Raw genomic sequence first — 18766 nt, 5'->3', positions numbered from 1 at the left:
TAAGAGACAGGTGGTGATGAGCGTAACAACCGCCATCGAATCCAACTCAGGGATGGCGCCCAGCAAGGGTGTATCGCGCGTGAATGCGGCCGAGCGGCCATTCAAACTCAGGACTTCGTCAAGAACACGAAGTACTTCTTGTGCAATATTCAATTCAATCTCCCATAGAGAACAGGCGACCTGACCAAGTTAGGCCATTTTAGGGGCCAAAGGCTCAGGCGGACTGTGAGATACTTTTTGTTTGCAGGCCATATTTTCAGTCACCCTTGCCTTCTTTGGATGTCCATGACCGAATCTACTCTCTTGCCGGAACTGATTGCTCTGACTGCCCAACATTCGCCGCAGGCGATTGCACTAACCAGTGGCACCTCACATTTTAGTTACGCAGATCTGAGCACTAGCGTCAGCCAGTTTGCCGCTGGCTTGTTGGGCCTGGGTCTGGATCGTGGTGAGCGGGTGGCGATTTATCTTGAAAAGCGTTTCGAGACCGTCATTGCCAGTTTTGGCGCACCGGCGGCCGGGGCGGTGTTTGTGCCTGTCAACCCCCTGTTGAAGCCGGAGCAGGTGGCCTTCATCTTGCGCGACTGCAATGTGCGCGTGCTGGTGACTTCGCCTGAGCGCCTCGCCTTGATGAAAGATGTGTTGGCTGAGTGCCATGACTTGCGCCATGTGGTGGTGACTGATTCTGTGGCAAATTCAGCTCACACGGACATCACTGTTACGGGCCCATTAGTTTTGACCTTTTGGAGCGACTTGCTCCGCAGCCCCGCCCGGGCCGGGCACCGTGTGATCGACGTAGACATGGCCGCCATTCTGTACACCTCGGGCAGTACCGGCAAGCCTAAAGGCGTGGTGCTGTCGCATCGCAACATGGTGGCGGGTGCCAAGAGCGTGGCGTCTTACCTTGAGAACAACCGCGCGGACGTGTTGCTGGCGGCACTGCCTTTGTCGTTTGATGCGGGCTTTAGCCAGCTCACCACGGCGTTTCATGCAGGTGCGCGCGTCGTGTTGCTGAACTACCTGATGCCGCGCGATGTGCTCAAGGCGATGGAGCGGGAAAAAGTGACCGGGCTGACCGCCGTGCCGCCCCTGTACATCCAGCTGGCGCAACTGGATTGGCCCGCAACCATCAATGAGAATTTGCGCTATTTCGCCAACACGGGCGGACGCATGCCACGCGAAACGCTGAATTTGCTGCGCCAACGGGTGCCTCAAGCCAAACCGTTCCTGATGTATGGCCTGACCGAAGCATTCCGCTCTACCTACCTGCCGCCGGATGAGGTTGACCGCCGCCCCGATTCGATAGGCAAGGCCATCCCGAATGCTGAAATTCTGGTGCTGCGTGAAGACGGGTCTGCCTGCAGCCCGGAGGAGCCTGGCGAGCTGGTGCATCGCGGCGCGCTGGTGGGCATGGGTTACTGGAATGATGCCGAAAAGACGGCGGAGCGCTACAAGTTGCTGGCCTCAGACGCACCCGGACGGCAGCCGGGCCTGCAGTTGCCTGAATATGCGGTTTTTTCGGGTGACACGGTGCGCAAAGACGCCGAGGGGTTTTTGTATTTCATTGGCCGACGCGATGAAATGATGAAAACATCCGGTTACCGGGTCAGCCCCACCGAGGTGGAAGAGATTTTGTACGCCACCCAAATGGTGGGCGAGTGCGTGGCCTTTGGCGTGGATCACCCCAGCTTGGGTCATGCTATACAAGTAATAGCTACTAATGCAATAGGGACGGGGGCTGGATGCCTAAATGCCTTGATATCTGAATGCCGTGCGCGGATGCCCGCGTACATGGTTCCGGCGGGTATCGAGATCGTCGCCGGGCCGCTGCCGCGCAATCCCAATGGCAAGATCGACCGCAAATTACTGGCAGCCGAGTGGCTGGACCGGCATGCCGCCTGAGCGCACCGCTCCGACCTGAAATTAAAAGCGGAACCCAATTTATGTCCCTCACTGAACGCCAACTGCCCGTGCATGCCACCATGAATCAGTTCTCCGTGCGCGATGGCGAACTGGTGGTTGGTGGAGAGCGTTTGTCATTGCTCGCTGCGCGGGTGGGGCAAACGCCTTTTTATGCCTATGACCGTTCGCTGTTGCGCGACCGGGTGGCAGCGCTGCGCGACCTGCTGCCCAAGTCGGTCAAGCTGCACTACGCGATGAAGGCCAATCCCATGCCGGCCGTGGTGGGCTTGATGGCGGGTTTGGTGGACGGCATTGATGTGGCTTCGGCAGGCGAGTTGAAGGTGGCACTGGATGCCGGTGCCAACCCGCTGGAAGTCAGCTTTGCCGGTCCTGGCAAGCGCGATGTCGAGCTGCGCCAGGCCGTGGCGTCGCGTGTGCTGATCAACCTTGAATCGTTTCGCGAAGTGGTGGCGCTGGAGGCAATTTGCAGCGAATTGGGACTGCCGGCCCGGGTCGCGGTGCGGGTTAACCCGGACTTTGAACTCAAGGGTTCGGGCATGAAAATGGGCGGTGGCCCCAAGCAGTTTGGCGTGGATGTGGAGCAGATACCCGAGCTGCTGGCCAGCATCGGCCGCGCAGGCCTGGCCTTTGAAGGTTTTCATTTGTTTGCCGGTTCGCAGAATTTGCGTTCAGAGGCCATCTGCGAAGCCCAACAAAAATCTTACGAGCTGGCGCTACGGCTGGCACAGCACGCACCCGCGCCGGTGCGCTTTTTGAATTTGGGTGGAGGCTTTGGTATTCCCTATTTTCCGGGTGAGCGTAGGCTGGATCTGGCGCCTATTGGCGACAACCTGGCCCGACTCGCCCAACGCGCGCATGCAGAGCTGCCCGATGCCTCGTTTGTAATCGAGTTGGGCCGTTACCTGGTGGGTGAGGCCGGTGTTTACGTGGCGCGCATTGTGGACCGCAAAGTCTCGCGCGGGCAGATGTATCTGGTGGCTGACGGCGGCTTGCATCACCATTTGTCAGCGTCCGGCAACTTCGGCCAGGTGGTGCGCAAAAACTATCCCGTCACGATTGGCAACAAGGCTGATTCGCAGGAAAAAGAAACTTCCTCTGTGGTCGGGCCCTTGTGTACCCCATTGGACCTGCTGGCCGACCGCATGAACTTACCCGTAGCGCAGGTGGGGGACTTGGTGGTGGTGTTCCAGTCGGGTGCTTATGGCGCAAGCGCCAGTCCGCAGGGGTTTCTGGGGCATCCAGTTTGTGTTGAGGTTCTTGTTTAGGAGCAGACCTCTGAAGAATGCAACCTGGCTGCTGTTCGCCTTGGGCAGTTTCTCTGCCGGGGCGGTACTGGCTTGGCACCACCCTTTGTGGCCGATAGCGACGTTGGCAGTTTTTTGGCTATGGTGTCTCATGGTTGTGTGGCGTCCTGGTGTGTGGCTCTTTGTGGTACCCGCGTGCCTGCCGTTGCTAAATTTCTCTCCCTGGACGGGGTGGCTCGTTTTTGATGAGTTCGACATCTTGTTGCTGGGGGCTCTGGCAGGAGGCTATGGCCGTTTGGCCTGCTCTTCCCGATCAGGCGCTCGGACAAGAATGCCTGTCGTTTTTTGGGGGCTAATGGCTTTACTGGCTGGCGCGGGCCTGCTGGCTTTGTACCGCGGATTCGCGGACGCCGGTGGCTTTTCCTTTGACTGGTTCGCCGGGTATACGGATCCGTTGAACAGCTTGCGCGTGTTCAAGAGTCTGGGCTTTGCGCTGCTTTTTATTCCCTTGCTGCAACATGAACTTGCCCACTCCAGAGCGCTTGCGAGTCAGCGACTGGCCACCGGCATCGTGGCGGGGTTGACAGTGGTCACGCTGGCAGTTGTGTGGGAGCGTGCGGCATTTCCCGGGTTACTGGATTTTTCGACGAACTACCGCACAATCGCCCTGTTTTGGGAGATGCATGTGGGAGGTGCGGCAATTGACGCTTACCTGGTTTTGACGACGCCCTTTGTTGTCTGGGCCTTGGTATCTGCCCGTCGCCCCGCACTCTGGGCTGGTGCTGCCGCCCTGGCCTTGCTAACGGGATATGCCTGCCTGACCACGTTTTCCCGTGGCGTCTATCTTGCCGTTGCGGGATCTTTGGTGCTGCTGGGCATGTTGCTGTGGGCGCAAAAGTCTGATTTCAACGCGCGGGAATTTTTGGGCCGCGTGTGGCGACGGCACGGGCCCCAGGGCTGGCGCGCGAAGGCAGTACTGATGCTGGTGCTGGCACTGGTGGTCGAGGTGGTGGCAGTCGTGGGCGGCGGTTCATTCATGACGGAGCGCCTGACCAGCACCGACCGTGACTTGGGTAGCCGCGTTGAGCATTGGCAGCATGGCCTTGACCTGCTGGATGGTCCCACCGACTGGTTGCTGGGTAAGGGCCTTGGGCGCTTGCCAGCAAATTATGCAGCTCATGTTCCTCAAGGCGAATTCTCGGGTGATGTGAAGGCGCGAGATGAACAGGAGCCGGGAGGGAGTGTGAACGGTTTTGTGACCGTGCGAGGGCCTAACACCATGAAAACATTGGGGGGTCAATATGCCTTGACGCAGCGTGTGGGTATAGATTTCGCTGGGCAACACCGCGTCAGTCTGGAGGTTCGGGTTAAGCATCAAACCGATGTGTACCTGGAGCTGTGTGAAAGACATTTGCTATACGACGGGAGTTGCCAGACGGCATTCGTTCGCGTTTTTCCAGGCAAGACCGCATGGCAAGCGATTACGCTGCCGCTCGGAGGCCCGGTTTTGGCGGGGGGGGCGTGGTATGCACCACGCCTGGGCATGTTCTCGCTGTCGGTCGGTAACGCCGGAGGGGTCGCGGATTTCGACAATATTCGGTTGATCGGGCCGGATCGGGAGGAGTTGCTTGAGAATGGCGAATTCTCCAAGGGGTTGGCGCACTGGTTCCCCGCTGCACAGTCCTATTTTTTGCCCTGGCATATAGACAACCTGTTTCTTGAAGTGCTGGTTGAGCGGGGACTGGCTGGTTTGCTGCTTCTGGCTGCGCTGATGGCATATGCCCTGTGGCATCTGGTGATCGGCCGTGCCCGGTCGCTGCCATTGTCTCCCTACTTGGCGGCTTCATTGTGCGCGGCACTGTTGGTGGGGCTGGTTAGCAGCTTCATGGATGCGCCCAGAGTGGCTTTCCTATTTTATCTTTTGACGCTATATTCCATGCAAACAACGCAAGAACTTGAATGACTTTGAAGCGTTTGTAATGGCGTGTAGCATGGACGCCATAGCTACATTTATACGGCAAGGCTGCGGTATACCTCTTGCCTTGCGCTGACCTGATCGCCTGTAGGGTGCGACAGGGTACGGGTCGCGCTTGAGTCGTGCTTGATAGTGGGCATAGGAAGAGGGAGCTTGAACGTGATAAGAATATTCAATTGTTATTTTCACAAGCGGACGCTTTTACATATCTTTTTTGATCTTGGCCTGGTGGTGATTACCGTGGTGGTAGCCATCCTGTCACAGGTGGCGGATCTGGCTTCGGTTCCAGTCTCATCTATCGTTGCGACCACGGCCGTTTTGTTCGCGGTGGGCATACTTGTCATCAATTCAGGTCTTGGACTTTACGACCGTGTGCATAGCCGCACAGTGAGTCAAACGAGTGCCCGCGCGGTGCTGTCCTTGTTCCTTTCCTTGCCTTTATCCTACGTAATTTTTCGTCTTTCCCCGGTCAAACTGGAAAACGGGAAGGTTTTTATGTTGGCTTTGATGGCGGGTTTGATCGTCATGCTGATGCACCGCGTCTATGCGACGCATATTGGGCCTCGGGCGCTCATGCGCCAGCGGGTATTGGTCTATGGCTCGGGCGCACCCGCCAGCCGGGTCGGCAAATCGTTGAAAAGTTCAGACCCCAACGTCGATCTGGTGGGGTACTACGCCGGCCCCAATGAGGCAATGAATGAGGTCTCGGACTGGGCGCTTTTGTCGCGCGAAAAATCGCTGACGGACATTGTGCAGGAAGCGCGGGTCGATGAGATTGTGGTCGCCTTGACTGAGCGGCGTGGTGGCAGCATGCCTTTGCGTGAATTGCTCGATTGCAAGCTGCGGGGGGTGCGGGTGGTCGACATTGCCACTTACTTTGAAATGACCCTGGGTCAGATCAGGCTTGACGCAGTGTCCGCGGGGTGGCTCATTTTTGGTGAGGGATTTAACCAGGGTTTGGCGCGCACCATGACCAAGCGTCTCTTTGACATTGCGTGTGCGACGCTGTTGATTCTGCTGACATTGCCCGTCATGCTGGTGACTGGCATTTTGATTCTGATAGAGAGCGGTGGCCCCATTTTGTACCTGCAGGAACGTGTCGGCCTCAATGGGCGACTTTTCAACGTGGTGAAATTTCGCAGCATGCGCACTGATGCCGAGAAAGATGGCAAACCACGTTGGGCGTCGGCGACTGACGACCGGGTGACGCGGGTCGGCCGGGTGCTGCGCAAGGCCCGCATCGATGAGCTGCCACAGCTATTCAACGTGCTGAAGGGCGACATGAGTCTGGTGGGGCCGCGCCCGGAGCGCCCCTATTTTGTGGACCAACTAACGCAGGAGATTCCTTATTACGCGGTGCGCCAGAGTGTCAAGCCGGGCGTTACGGGGTGGGCACAAGTGCGCTACCACTATGGGGCTTCGGTCAAAGACTCGGCCGAAAAACTTCAGTATGACCTCTACTACGTGAAGAATCACAGCTTGTTTCTTGATCTCGTCGTGCTGTTTGAAACGGTGGGCGTGGTCCTGATGGGCAAGGGTGCGCAGTAGCATGGTTGTAACTACGGTTGTGGAGGCGTTCCAATGCCGCAGTGCTTGAGTCATGGATAGCGGCACTCTTGTCTTGACCGCGTGGGGTTATGGCCTGGTCGGGTTTTCCTACTCGGCTTTTGCATTGCGGCTGCTTCAGCTCGGCTATTTGCGCTCAGCGCGCGAGTGGTCCAAAACAACGGTACTTGCGGCGGTGACATGGAGCGCCCTGTGGGGTTGGTTTGGGCTGGCGCTTTTGTTGACCGGCATGCCGCTGTTCTTGTTGTTCAGCACCTTGTCTGATCTTTTCAGGTACGGTTGTTGGTATGCGTTTTTGTTAATCCTGCTTCGGCCAAATGGCGCACCAGGCAGAGCGATCGGCATGAGGTGGATGACGCCACTTGCAGCCGCTGTGGTGTTCTTCGGACTGCTGGCGTTGACGTTCAGCGCATTGCGCATCAGCGTTTTTGGACAGACCTCAAGATTGATTCTGTTTAGCGCAATGGCCTCGCCGGTCTTTGCCCTGGTCTTGCTTGAACAGGTGTTCCGAAATGTGACGGAAGATTCGCGTTGGAACATCAAGCCCTTGTGTCTTGGCCTGTTTAGTGCGTTTTTGTTCGACTTGTATTTGTTCTCGGAGGCTGTTTTATTCAACCGCCTCGACGCAGACGCCCTCAGCATCCGTGGCGCTGTGCATGCTTTAGTTGTACCGCTGTTGTGGCTTTCAATTACCCGGCGCAGCGACTGGATTTCAAAAATTCGTATTTCACCCAAGGCGGCTTTTCAAACGGCCACGCTGCTGATGGCTGGCCTGTATTTGATATTCATATCGAGTGTGGGCTACTACGTTCGTTACTTTGGCGGCGAGTGGGGGCGTGCACTCCAGTTGGGACTGATATTTTTTGCCTTGGTGATCCTGCTGGTTCTGGGGCTGTCGGGCGCCGTGCGCGCCAAGTTGCGGGTATTTTTGGGCAAGCATTTTTTTCGCTACCGCTTTGACTACCGCGAGGAATGGCTGAAGTTTACGCGCACCTTGTCGGCTAAAAATACTCCGCAGGAAATGGGGCAGCAGGTGATTCGTGGCCTAGCAGACATGCTGGAGAGTCCAGCAGGGGGGCTGTGGATGAAGACAAAGGGCGAGGCGGCGTTCAGCCAAACGGCGCGCTGGAATCTGGCGCAGACGCTGGAAAAGGAAGATGCCAACTCGCCGTTGTGCCAGTTCATGATGACCAGCGGCTGGGTGATCAACCTGGAAGAGTACCGATCTTATTCCCGGCGCTACGGGCAATTGAAGCTACCGACCTGGCTGCAGGAGCTGGCCCAAGCATGGCTGGTCGTGCCGCTCATGGTGGGGGAGGAGCTGATTGGCTTTGTTGTGCTGGCCAGTGCGCGCACGCGCGTGGATGTGAACTGGGAGGTTACTGACTTGCTGAAAACAGCGGGTCGGCAGGCTGCCAGCTTTTTGGCGCAGATGCAGGCCACAGAATCGCTGCTGGAGGTGCGCAAGTTTGACGCATTCAATCGCATGTCGGCCTTTGTGGTGCACGATTTGAAAAACATTGTGACGCAGCTCTCGTTGATGATGAAAAACGCCAAACGATTGAGTCATAACCCTGAGTTTCAGCAAGATATGTTGATGACGGTTGAGAATTCACTGGACAGAATGCGGCAGTTGATGCTCCAGTTGCGCGAGGGGGCCACACCACCCGGGACGGCCTTTGGGGTGAATCTGGGCACAATCATTCAACGCATTGAGGCCGTCGCGGCCGGGCGGGGGAGAAAGCTTGAGGTTCAGTTGTCGGAGCCGGTCGTGACCCGTGGTCATGAAGAACGATTGGAGCGCGTCATCGGCCATGTTGTGCAGAACGCTTTTGATGCCACGGACGTTGGCGGACGCGTCTGGATCAATCTTGATCGTTTGAGTGGTCAGGCCCGAATTGTGGTGGGTGACACTGGAAAGGGCATGTCCCAGGATTTCATTCGGGATCGCTTGTTCAAGCCGTTTCAGACCACCAAGCATGCCGGGATGGGCATCGGGGCTTATGAAAGCTTCCAGTATGTGCAGGAATTGGGGGGGCGCATTGAGGTGGATAGCGAACTGGGGCAAGGAACTACGGTCAAAATGCTCTTGCCCTTATTTGAAAATCAGAAGGAATCAGACCTTCATTCGCTGGAAACTTCATGACATCCGAAAAAGCACGTTCGTTGTTGATTGTCGAAGACGACCTGGCCCTGCAAAAGCAAATCAAGTGGTCGCTCGACCGCTTTGACTCGGTGACGGCCCATGACCGGGAAAGCGCGTTGCTGCAATTGCGTAAAAACACGCCCGCAGTGGTCACGATGGACTTGGGGCTGCCGCCGGACGCGGACTCGGTATCTGAAGGGTTCAGGCTGCTGGAGCAAATGATGGCTTTTGATCCAGACATCAAGGTGATTGTCCTGACCGGACAAAACGACCAGACCAATGCCTTGCGCGCCGTTGCCATGGGCGCCTATGATTTTTTCGCAAAACCGTTCGAACCCGAGTTGCTCAACCTGACGGTCGAGCGGGCCTTCAGGCTGTTTGAGTTGCAAAGCGAGAATCGGCGCTTGCAGGCAATGCATCAACCCGATGCCTTGTCGGGGTTGATGACGCGCGACCCAGAGATGCTGCGCATCTGCCGCACGATTGAGAAAGTGGCGAGCAGCAACGCCACGGTCATGTTGCTGGGCGAGAGCGGCACCGGCAAAGAAGTGCTGGCGCGCGGTTTGCACCAGTCTTCACCCCGACGCGCGGAAAAATTTGTTGCCATCAACTGTGCAGCCATTCCGGAGAACTTGTTGGAGAGCGAGCTTTTTGGCTATGAGAAAGGTTCCTTCACTGGTGCTGCCAAAACGACAGTTGGCAAGATCGAAACAGCCAACGGTGGCACCTTGATGCTCGATGAAATAGGGGATTTGCCGTTTCAGTTGCAGGCCAAGCTGCTGCGGTTTTTGCAGGAAAGAACGATCGAACGTGTGGGGGGTCGGCAGGAAATACCGGTGGACGTACGAATCGTTTGTGCCACCCATCAGGATTTGAATGCGCTCAGCAAGGAAGGCCGGTTCCGCGAGGATTTGTATTACCGGCTGGCTGAAATTGTTGTCAACATTCCGCCGTTACGTGCCCGTGTCGGGGATGCGACGCTGCTGGCGCACGCGTTCGTGCGACGCTTTTCACAAGAACAAAATCGATCTGCCATGACGCTCAACGAAGAGGCCGTCAGGGCAATTGAATTGCACCCTTGGCCAGGCAACATCCGCGAACTGGAAAACTGCATCAAGCGTGCCACCATCATGGCGGAAGGCAGTCAGATTTCCAGCGAAGACGTGGGTTTGAAAAACACGGTACTGAATGAACTTGATGATTCACTGGACCTGCGCGTCATTCGTGACAACGCCGACAAGCGGGCGATTATTGCGGCTTTGGGTCGCGTCAATGGAAATATGGTCAAGGCAGCCGAATTGCTTGGGGTGAGTCGGCCCACGCTTTACGATTTGATGCATCGCCTGGCTTTGAAGTAGTCTGCAACCTCTCTTAAATTTACTCTCAGGGTATAAAAAATGAGCTCCATAAAATCCAATGCGCATATGACACTGCCGGCTCTGCTGGTGGCATTGCTACTCGCTGCTTGCAGTGAGAAGCCTGAAGCGATGATCATCTCTGCCAAAGATTATTTTGCGAAGAACGATAGCAAGGCGGCGGTCATTCAGATTAAAAACGCGCTGCAGAGCGATCCGAACTTGCCTGAGGCACGTTTTTTGTTGGGTAGCGCGCTGCTGGACAGTGGCGACCCTGTGGGGGCGGAAACTGAGCTGCGCAAGGCGCTTGATTTGAAACATCCGCAAGATGCGGTGGTTCCGCCACTGGCCAAAGCCATGCTGGCGCAAGGGCAGGCAAAAAAACTGACCGAAGAATTTGCCAAGATTGACTTAACCCAGCCGCAGGCCAAGGCCAGTCTGCAGATGTCGCTGGCATCTGCCTATGCAATGCAGAGCAAGCCTGACCTTGCACACACAGCCTTGAATGCCGCCCTGCTGGCGGAGCCAGGCTACGCGCCGGCCCTGATTGCCCAAGCACGGCAAAAGGCGGGCCAGGGTGACATTGATGGGGCGCTGGCTATGACAGATGAGGTGATTGCCAAATCTCCCCAAAGCTATGACGCCTGGAAACTCAAAGGTGACCTTTTGCTGTTCGGGAAAAATCAGGTCAACGATGCATTGGCGGCTTACCGCAAAGCGGTTGAAATCAAGCCGGATTTTATGGCCGGCCAGGCCGCCGTCACAACGATTCTGATGCAAAAAGGCGATCTAGCCGCAGCGACAGTGCAAATCGAACAACTGAAAAAACTTGCGGCGAATCACCCGCAGACAAAATACCTGGAGGCCCAACTGGCCTTTCAGAAGAAAGACTTCAAATTAGCCAGAGACTTGGTACAGCAGGTTCTGGGAGTTGCCCCCACGAACGTTCAGGGCTTGCAGTTGGCCGGCGCAGTGGAGCTCCAACTCAATTCACTGCCGGCAGCGGAAGGCTATTTGAGCAAGGCCGTGCAGGCCGCGCCCACGCTTGCGCTGGCCCGTCGGTTGCTTGTTGTGACCTATCTGCGCGCCGGGGAGCCGGCCAAGGCGATGGCGACTTTACTCCCGGGCTTGAACCAGGAGAACATCGATCCTGAGCTGCTTTCAGTGGCAGGCGAGGTCTATCTGCAAAACGGTGATGTCAAACAGGCGCAGGAGTATTTCGAGAAAGCGACCAAACAAGCGCCCAAGGACGGCAGAAAGCGAACCGCCCTGGCGTTGACCCATTTGATGGGCGGGTCGGTAGACACTGCTTTTGAAGAGTTGCAGGATATTGCAGTCTCGGACACGGGTACCACAGCGGACCTGGCCCTGATCAGCGCACACCTGAGGCGTCAGGAGTTCGATAAGGCGTTAAAGGCCATCGATGGGCTTGAGAAGAAGCAGCCCGACAAGCCATTGGCAGCCCATTTGCGGGGTAGAACCCTGTTGGCCAAACGAGATGTTGCCGGGGCGAGAAAGAGCTTTGAGCGTGCCTTGACGATTGATCCGACCTACTTCCCGGCGGTGGCCAGTCTGGCAGGGCTGGACATGGTGGACAAGAAACCTGACGACGCAAAGAAGCGATTCGAGGCCGTGCTGACCAAGGACCCTAAAAATGGCCAGGCATGGTTGGCGCTGGCCGAACTTGCGGCAAGGTCGGGGGCCGCCAAAGATGAGGTGGCCAAGCTGATTGGCAATGCGGTGGCGGCCAACCCCACTGACGTGGTATCACGTTTGTTGCTGATCGACTTCCATCTGCGTAACAAGGATTTCAAGCAAGCCTCGTCGGCGGCGCAGAATGCAGTCGCAGCGTTGCCAGACAGCCCCGAGGTTCTGGACGCATTGGGTCGCACGCAACAGGCCGCAGGGGAATTGAACCAGGCCATTACCACTTACAACAAGTTGGCCGGCATGCAACCGCTGTCACCGCAGCCTCAGATGCGCCTGGCGGGTGCGCACATGGCTGAAAAAAACAAGGATGCCGCGGTGCAAAGCATCCGAAAAGCGCTGGAGATCAAGCCTGACCTGCTGGAAGCGCAACGTGCCTTGATCATGCTCGATCTGGAGGGCAAGAAGTTCCAGGAGGCACTGACGACGGCGCGCTTGGTGCAGAAGCAACGGCCTAAGGAGGCGGTGGGCTACGTGCTGGAAGGCGACATCAACGCGTCGCAGAAAAACTGGGACAGCGCCGCAACAGCTTATCGTGTCGGGCTGAAGCAGGTGAATTCGCCTGAGCTGGCCATTAAGCTGCACTCTGTTTTGCTGGCTTCTGGAAAAGGCATGGAAGCAGACAAGTTTTCATCCACCTGGCAGAAGGACAACCCCAAAGATGCCATGTTCCTGCTTCATTTGGGCGACGGCGCTATTGTTCGCAAAGACTACGGCAGTGCCGAAAAGAATTATGCGGCCGTGGTCAAGTTGCAGCCCAATAGCGCGGTCGCGTATAACAATCTGGCATGGGTGAGCGCAAAGTTAAATAAGGAGGGCGCCATCGCCTACGCCGAGAAGGCAAATACCCTGGCGCCAAATCAGTCGGCTTTCATGGACACCCTGGCGATGTTGCTGTCTGACAAGGGCGACTATGCGAAGGCGGTGGAACTCGAAAACAAAGCGTTGGCGCTGCAGCCGTTGAACTCATCGTTGAAACTCAATCTGGCAAAAATTTATATCAAAGGCGGGAAAAAGGATTTGGCGAAGAAAGAACTGGATGACCTGACCAAACTGGGCGATAAGTTCGCTGGGCAGGCTGAAGTTGCAGCTCTTTTGACGGGACTATAGGTGTGTCGATTTTTTTTACATCTATTAATCTATTCGGACGTTTCAAAGAAAATATTTATATAAATCAATAACTTAATTCTCGCAACATGAAATATGCGTGTTTTCTGTATTGTTGGATCCAAGACAAGCTCAGGATATCTGGGGAGTCCCTTAAAAACAGCAATCAATGGATATCTATGATGTAGTGCATGTATACAAGCGGAGAGTTTGATCGGATTTCATCCGGTGGGCATGAATTAGCGAGGTAAGTTTATGAGCGAAATTAACAAACAACTAGATGCTAGGCTCGGTGAGGCGACCGTGCTAACTACGGCTTTGCGTCCTATTGCGTCTCCATCCAGGCGTCGGCTCATCAAGCTGGGTACGGCGGCTGTTCCTGTTGTCGCTACGCTGGCTAGTCGGCCAGCGCTCGCTTGGCATTGCCAAAGTCCGTCGGCTTGGGGATCCGAACAGATCAATCCCAATACCAGTCTGAAGAATGGTGTCGCGCATAAGACGTATATCGATGAAACATGGACGATAAATAACTGGAAAACGAACACACCACGAACTGCCGTTGATTTTGCGACTGGTGTTGATGCTGGAGCGCCTTGGAACGAACTGTGTATTTCGTGTCCAAAACTGTTGACCATACCGGAGTGCTACACAAAGAAAAATAGCAAGAGTGTTTTTGACTATAAAAAGGTGACAGTGGGGTATCTTATGACATGTGGTTTTGTTAATCCTGGATTTGCCACTACCTTGCTAGTGAAAGATGTGCCATCCGGCACCTATGGCACGCAGCCTAGGACTTACGCCCTTATTGGGCAGTTGAACTATGCGGTACTGAAAAAAGCCAGGTTCAAAAATGACATCGATAGTTGTCTTAAAGACGGTCAATTGGAATCAATGATCGCAGGGACCTTCGATGGGGGTGACGGGATGTGGAGTCTCACGAAGGTAAGTGAGTATCTTTTCAATAACTGGGTTGTGACCCCTTAACGCGGCTTAGTGGTGAGAATCAAGCGTTGTTGGGCGTTGTTGAAAGAGGCCAATTGAATTGCTGGTCTTCCTTGTCCAAATGGGGCGTTGCAGTTCCGCATTTGGGATGATGATGAGTTGTCGGTGGTATACAACGTTGCCACAGGAGATACGCACCTGATCAGTTCAATCGACGTTGAGTTGTTACAACGACTCCCAAAATCACCATGCACGACGGAGACGCTGGCAGGAGAACTCGTCGGGTTGTTCTCGGAAGCGAAACATGCAGTGGTCGTGGAGTTCCTCGATGCCACTTTGCTTCAGTTGCAAACAGTTGGCCTCGTTACTGTCGCTCCACATTGAAAATATCTGAATTCACCACGTCGCAACTCGCCAGTTTGCTCCGTCGAAGCGAACTCCTGTTTACTATGGGCCCCCTCGTCGCACGAATCAAGAGCAATGTGACGTCTCTTGCCAGCGACATCGCGCTGATGTATGCGGATTTTGACGTTTGTTCAGTTGACGCGTTTGCCGATTTCCACATAGAGGTTGCCCGTGAAACTGGCTTGCGACGCTGGATCAAACCGCAGGTCCGTTTTTTCTTTGATGGCCAACCTTCCTTCATTCCCTTGCCTGCTGCCCAGGCATTTGCCATGCTGGAGTGGGGGCTTAACTGGTGTGTGGCTGCCCATTGCCACCAGTATTTGATCATCCATGCGGCGGTGATCGAAAAAGAAGGGAGGGCTGCGATACTACCTGCCCCACCCGGGTCCGGAAAAAGTACTTTGTGCACTGGTTTGGTCATGCGGGGACGGCGTCTGCTTTCGGACGAATTGGCTCTTTATGACATGGAGAGTGGCATGATCTACGGCATGTCTCGGCCAATCAATTTGAAAAATAAATCAATTGATGTCATTAAGCGATTTGCACCATCTGCCGTTATGACGGCGCCGATGCCCGATACCACCAAGGGCACGGTGGCTTTGTTGCGTCCGCCATTGAACAGCGTCTTGTGTGCCAACGAACCGGTGCGACCTTTATGGATTATTTTGCCCAAGTATTCACCTGATGCGCGGCCTGATCTGGTGCCGTATAGCCGCGCGCGCACATTCATGCTGATTGCCGAGCAGTCTTTCAACTACGACATCCAGGGCGTGCGCGGCTTCGAGGCGATTGGAAAATTGGTGGACCAAGGTCAGTGTTATCAGTTGACTTATAGCCAGCTTGACGATGCCCAACGCGTTTTTGATGAACTACTTGCGAGGGGGGGATGACTCCCAAATGTGATTTGATTGTCATGGCTCTGCTGACGCCGCAGTCACTGTGTCACTTGTCTGCACTGGAATGGGACTTGCTGATTCGTCAGGGACGACGCGCCAATTTGTTGGCGCGTTTGGCGCACAAATTGACTCAAGACGGCTTGATCGACGCTATTTCCCTGGCTCCTCGCCACCACCTGACCTCTGCACTGAAAATGGCGCAAAGACAGGAAACCGCCTTGCGCTGGGAGGTTGAGTGTATTGGCCAAGCCTTGATGGATGCCGAGGTAAAGGTCGTTCTGCTCAAGGGCGCTGCGTATGTCATGGCCGAGCTTGCCGCTGCGCATGGGCGGACTTTTTCGGATGTTGACATCATCGTACCTAAAAACAGACTGGGTCGCTGCGAAAGCGAATTGATGATTCATGGCTGGCAGTGTTCACATTACGATGAGTATGACCAGCGTTACTACCGTCGCTGGATGCACGAAATACCTCCGATGCGTCACGTCAGGCGGGGAACGACCATTGATGTGCATCACACCATCCTGCCTGAGACAGCGCGGGTCAAAGTCAATACAACGGCCTTGCTGGAGGGCGTGGTTGCGTTGCCGGGCCATACCAATTTGTATGTTCTGCAGCCCACAGACATGCTGCTTCACAGCGCAACTCACCTCTTCCACGAGGGAGACTTTGAGGAAGGACTTCGTGATCTGTTTGACCTGGATAGCCTGTTTAGGCAATTCGGTGATATGCACGGCTTTTGGGGGAATCTGGTGCCTCGCGCGGTGGCGCTGGGATTGACACGACCACTATATTACGCGTTGAGGTACACCACTTTGATGCTGGATACCCCCGTCCCCCGGCATGTGCTGGAACTGGCCCGAATTGGAAAACCGCCGCCGTTGGTAGCCCAGTTGATGGATGCCTGCTATTTGCGAGCTCTGCGACCAGTGCATGCAAGCACCAGTTCGCTGGGGACTTGGCCCGCACGTTTTGCACTGTATGTCCGATCACATTGGATCCGTATGCCATTCTTTTTGCTGGCATACCATTTGGGCCGGAAGGCATTTATTCGACCAGAATCGCACGACGAAGAAAAATCGATTGCTGACGTTGATTTGAAAGCATGATGGTGTACCTGCACAATTTGTGTCTTCGTGTGTAGGGCAGTTCGTGTCCCTTGACTTGATTGCATGGAGGGTGAAAAGGTGAAATCCAGGCTGTTTTTCATTGTTCTTATGGACCTCTTTTTTGCCGGTCCGCTTAGAGCTGACATGTCCAGCGCGATTGCCAAAGTTAAACCGTCGGTGGTCATCGTGGGCACTTACAAGAACACAAATAGTCCGCGATTTGGCTTGCGAGGCACGGGTTTCGTCGTAGGCAATGGAAATCTAGTCATCACCAACGCGCATGTGCTTGCGCAAGGCACTGGAGAGGAAATAGAGACCGGTTTGGTCATCCAGATCAGGGTTGGTCAAAATGAATGGCAGATGCGTCCAGCAACTGTGCTCGAATTGGACTTGATGCATGACCTGGTCTTACTGCGGTTTGATGGCCCGGCGGCACCGGCTCTCAGCGTGCATGATTCGGACTCGGTGCAAGAGGGGCAGGCCATTGCCTTCATGGGCTTCCCGATTGGCGGTGCTTTAGGCTTCTCGCCGGTGACGCACCGCGGCATGGTGTCTTCCATCGCCTTGGCTGCATTACCCACCCCCACAGCGCAGCAGCTCAATGAAAAAACCATACGCAGCCTGCGGGGTGGAGCCAGCTTCGATATCTTTCAGTTGGATGGAACGGCTTATCCTGGAAACAGTGGGGGTCCCTTGTTTGATCCGGACACCGGCGAGGTGCTGGGTGTTGTCAACATGGTGTTCATCAAGGGAACCCGGGAATCGGCGTTGACTAACCCGTCTGGCATCAGCTACGCCATTCCCTCCCGGTTTGTCTTGCAACTATTGCACCGCAGCAAGCCCAACTGACCTTGAGTTGAGTGATTGAATCGCTCAGTCCGGCAAAAATCGGCTGGCATTGTCCAGGTCTTCATGGGTCATGCCGGACTTCAACACGCCGACAAGTTTTCGCCAGGGCAGATCAGGTTCAACCAGTTTGAATCCGTAAAAGCCATAAGGCCCCTTGTGTTTGCCATGTACGACCATGGCTTTGGTAACCGACTTTTCCTCATGCCCCAGTAGAATGCTGGCTTCACCCCAAACGTTTTCGGGTAAGGGTACTTTGGAGTGCGCCAGAAAGCCATTCTCGGAAAGCTCTACCACCTGCAGGGCATAGACGTCCGTCTTTTCAGTGCCAGTGACAGAGAAACTTCCGGGACATTTGAGTGAATACCGTTGATGCTTGCGCTGATGGATCCGGAAGTTTGACTCGGGAAAATCAGCCGGCAGTACCTGTTTGTACTCCGGGAGGTTGTAGATGGAATGCAGCAGTCCTTTCTCTCTTTCACTTAGATTTTGAAAAGTGGGAGTACATATGTTGAAAAAATAGTCGAGTAAATCTGGCGTCATCACCGGATCATTGGTCGTGAAATAGCGCCGACTTGGCATCAAAATATTAGGCAGCCTAGTCCGCAAGAAATACAGATAAAGATTCTTGCGTCTCGGTTTCTTCCCATAAACCCGTTTGAAAATTTCAGGGGCTACGTGCAGGTCAACAGAGGCGCCTACCGCAGGTGCTCCATTGACGAAATCGTAGTTTTCAACCGAGTTCTCCGTCAATCTTTCGAAGAACAAAAGAGACTCGTACATTTCAATCCGGTTCGGATTGACGGCAATCACAAGATGCCGGGTATCGAAGAAAGTGGTGCAGTATTCATACATGAATTTCATCAATGGAAACAGGATGGTTCCTCCTGTGTTCCTGAATTTCGGATGCACTGCAAGCGCAGATACTTCAGCTACTCGGCCCTTTTTCTCGCGAATTTCGTGCAGTTCAAAAATCGACTGCAAGGGGAAGCCGAAAACACTTTCGCGAATCAGTGAAATGGTCCCAACAACCTCGCCGTCGAACTTGGCGCACAGCGTGGTCGTGGTTGGTAGCGCGTGGTAAATGTTAACGCGCATGCCTGATGGGTCGGGCCGCATGAAGCCGTTGCCAACATAGGCATCATGAAGGAGCCGGAAACACGCTTCCAGTTCTTCTTTCGTCTGCGCTATCTTGAGGACCAGGCGTCGGTCAGGTTTGGGATCGCAATCGACAAAAGACCGGTACACGGCGAACCGCAAGGACCGGGGAAAAACGGAAAACGCTTTCCGAAGTGCATGGTGCAAGAATCTTTTTGCAGCTGGTGCATGTAAATTTTTCATGGAGGTAAGAACCGGGTGGCATTCTCCAAATCTTCATGTGTCGTCGCACCCGATTGCAGGGCATTGAAAAATCTGTTCCAGGGCAAATCGGGTTCCACCGCTTACCCTGAGCACACTGCCGGGTGAACTCAAGACGGTGCCGCAAGCCAGGTCCCGTAACGCAACAGCCTCTCACAAAAGAGCCGCTCTTTGAGCGGCTTTTTT

The 18766-nt window shown here is 55.0% G+C and carries 13 protein-coding genes; 12 read left to right on the top strand and 1 reads right to left on the bottom strand.

Translation table 11 applies throughout. The features are described from left to right. Positions 1–285 precede the first annotated feature (285 nt). From B3F77_RS09765 to B3F77_RS09715, 12 genes are all read left to right on the top strand, one after another. Complete coding sequence (locus B3F77_RS09765; RefSeq protein WP_293604770.1) at positions 286–1902, top strand: acyl-CoA ligase (AMP-forming), exosortase A system-associated; 1617 nt, start codon at positions 286–288, stop codon at positions 1900–1902. Between the two features lie 41 nt (positions 1903–1943). After that, positions 1944–3188 (top strand): pyridoxal-dependent decarboxylase, exosortase A system-associated, encoded by a 1245-nt coding sequence (locus B3F77_RS09760; RefSeq protein WP_293604769.1) that lies wholly within the window; start codon positions 1944–1946, stop codon positions 3186–3188. Positions 3189–3498: 310 nt separating this feature from the next. Continuing rightward, a complete protein-coding gene (locus B3F77_RS09755) occupies positions 3499–5130 on the top strand; it encodes an O-antigen ligase family protein (RefSeq protein WP_293604768.1) in 1632 nt (543 codons plus the stop codon). 144 nt (positions 5131–5274) lie between these two features. Continuing rightward, a complete protein-coding gene (locus B3F77_RS09750; RefSeq protein ID WP_349678408.1) occupies positions 5275–6690 on the top strand; it encodes a TIGR03013 family XrtA/PEP-CTERM system glycosyltransferase in 1416 nt (471 codons plus the stop codon). A gap of 52 nt (positions 6691–6742) precedes the next feature. After that, positions 6743–8854: an XrtA/PEP-CTERM system histidine kinase PrsK gene (gene prsK, locus B3F77_RS09745; protein WP_293604767.1), complete on the top strand. Its 2112-nt coding sequence runs from the start codon at positions 6743–6745 to the stop codon at positions 8852–8854. Next, entirely contained in the window at positions 8851–10212 is a 1362-nt protein-coding gene (prsR, locus tag B3F77_RS09740; protein ID WP_293604766.1) for a PEP-CTERM-box response regulator transcription factor, read from the top strand. The genes prsK and prsR overlap by 4 nt, the downstream gene beginning before the upstream one ends. Positions 10213–10251: 39 nt before the next feature. Then, entirely contained in the window at positions 10252–13026 is a 2775-nt protein-coding gene (gene prsT / locus B3F77_RS09735) for an XrtA/PEP-CTERM system TPR-repeat protein PrsT (protein WP_293604765.1), read from the top strand. A gap of 252 nt (positions 13027–13278) precedes the next feature. Then, positions 13279–14007 carry a hypothetical protein gene (locus B3F77_RS09730; RefSeq protein ID WP_293604764.1) on the top strand — a complete coding sequence of 243 codons (729 nt, stop codon included), beginning with the start codon at positions 13279–13281 and terminating at the stop codon, positions 14005–14007. A gap of 87 nt (positions 14008–14094) precedes the next feature. After that, the gene (locus tag B3F77_RS20980; protein WP_414702994.1) at positions 14095–14349 is read left to right on the top strand and encodes an HPr-rel-A system PqqD family peptide chaperone; all 255 of its coding nucleotides are present in this window, start codon (positions 14095–14097) and stop codon (positions 14347–14349) included. Continuing rightward, positions 14346–15260 (top strand): HprK-related kinase A, encoded by a 915-nt coding sequence (locus B3F77_RS09725; protein ID WP_414702993.1) that lies wholly within the window; start codon positions 14346–14348, stop codon positions 15258–15260. The genes B3F77_RS20980 and B3F77_RS09725 overlap by 4 nt, the downstream gene beginning before the upstream one ends. 23 nt (positions 15261–15283) lie before the next feature. Next, a complete protein-coding gene (locus tag B3F77_RS09720; protein ID WP_293604762.1) occupies positions 15284–16375 on the top strand; it encodes a nucleotidyltransferase domain-containing protein in 1092 nt (363 codons plus the stop codon). 63 nt (positions 16376–16438) lie between these two features. Beyond that, on the top strand, positions 16439–17224 hold the full coding sequence (locus B3F77_RS09715) for a serine protease (protein ID WP_349678407.1): 786 nt from the start codon (positions 16439–16441) through the stop codon (positions 17222–17224). A gap of 24 nt (positions 17225–17248) precedes the next feature. Here the strand turns inward: B3F77_RS09715 and B3F77_RS09710 are convergent, their stop codons facing one another. Further along, entirely contained in the window at positions 17249–18562 is a 1314-nt protein-coding gene (locus B3F77_RS09710; RefSeq protein ID WP_293604761.1) for a GNAT family N-acetyltransferase, read from the bottom strand. Positions 18563–18766: the final 204 nt, after the last annotated feature.

Origin of the sequence: Polaromonas sp. UBA4122, assembly GCA_002381615.1 — a bacterium.
In the GTDB taxonomy this organism is placed as follows: Bacteria; Pseudomonadota; Gammaproteobacteria; order Burkholderiales; family Burkholderiaceae_C; genus Polaromonas.
Note: the sequence above shows the minus strand (reverse complement) of the source record. Positions and strands in the feature narration are given on the sequence as shown.

Bases quoted from the DNA above. Each gene is read 5' to 3' on its own strand.
- B3F77_RS09720 (WP_293604762.1), top strand. From the start codon at position 15,284: ATGGCTCTGCTGACGCCGCAGTCACTGTGTCACTTGTCTGCACTGGAA.
- B3F77_RS09760 (WP_293604769.1), top strand. From the start codon at position 1,944: ATGTCCCTCACTGAACGCCAACTGCCCGTGCATGCCACCATGAATCAG.
- B3F77_RS09730 (WP_293604764.1), top strand. From the start codon at position 13,279: ATGAGCGAAATTAACAAACAACTAGATGCTAGGCTCGGTGAGGCGACC.
- B3F77_RS09710 (WP_293604761.1), bottom strand. From the start codon at position 18,562: ATGAAAAATTTACATGCACCAGCTGCAAAAAGATTCTTGCACCATGCA.
- prsR (WP_293604766.1), top strand. From the start codon at position 8,851: ATGACATCCGAAAAAGCACGTTCGTTGTTGATTGTCGAAGACGACCTG.
- B3F77_RS09715 (WP_349678407.1), top strand. From the start codon at position 16,439: ATGGAGGGTGAAAAGGTGAAATCCAGGCTGTTTTTCATTGTTCTTATG.
- B3F77_RS09765 (WP_293604770.1), top strand. From the start codon at position 286: ATGACCGAATCTACTCTCTTGCCGGAACTGATTGCTCTGACTGCCCAA.
- prsK (WP_293604767.1), top strand. From the start codon at position 6,743: ATGGATAGCGGCACTCTTGTCTTGACCGCGTGGGGTTATGGCCTGGTC.
- prsT (WP_293604765.1), top strand. From the start codon at position 10,252: ATGAGCTCCATAAAATCCAATGCGCATATGACACTGCCGGCTCTGCTG.
- B3F77_RS09755 (WP_293604768.1), top strand. From the start codon at position 3,499: ATGCCTGTCGTTTTTTGGGGGCTAATGGCTTTACTGGCTGGCGCGGGC.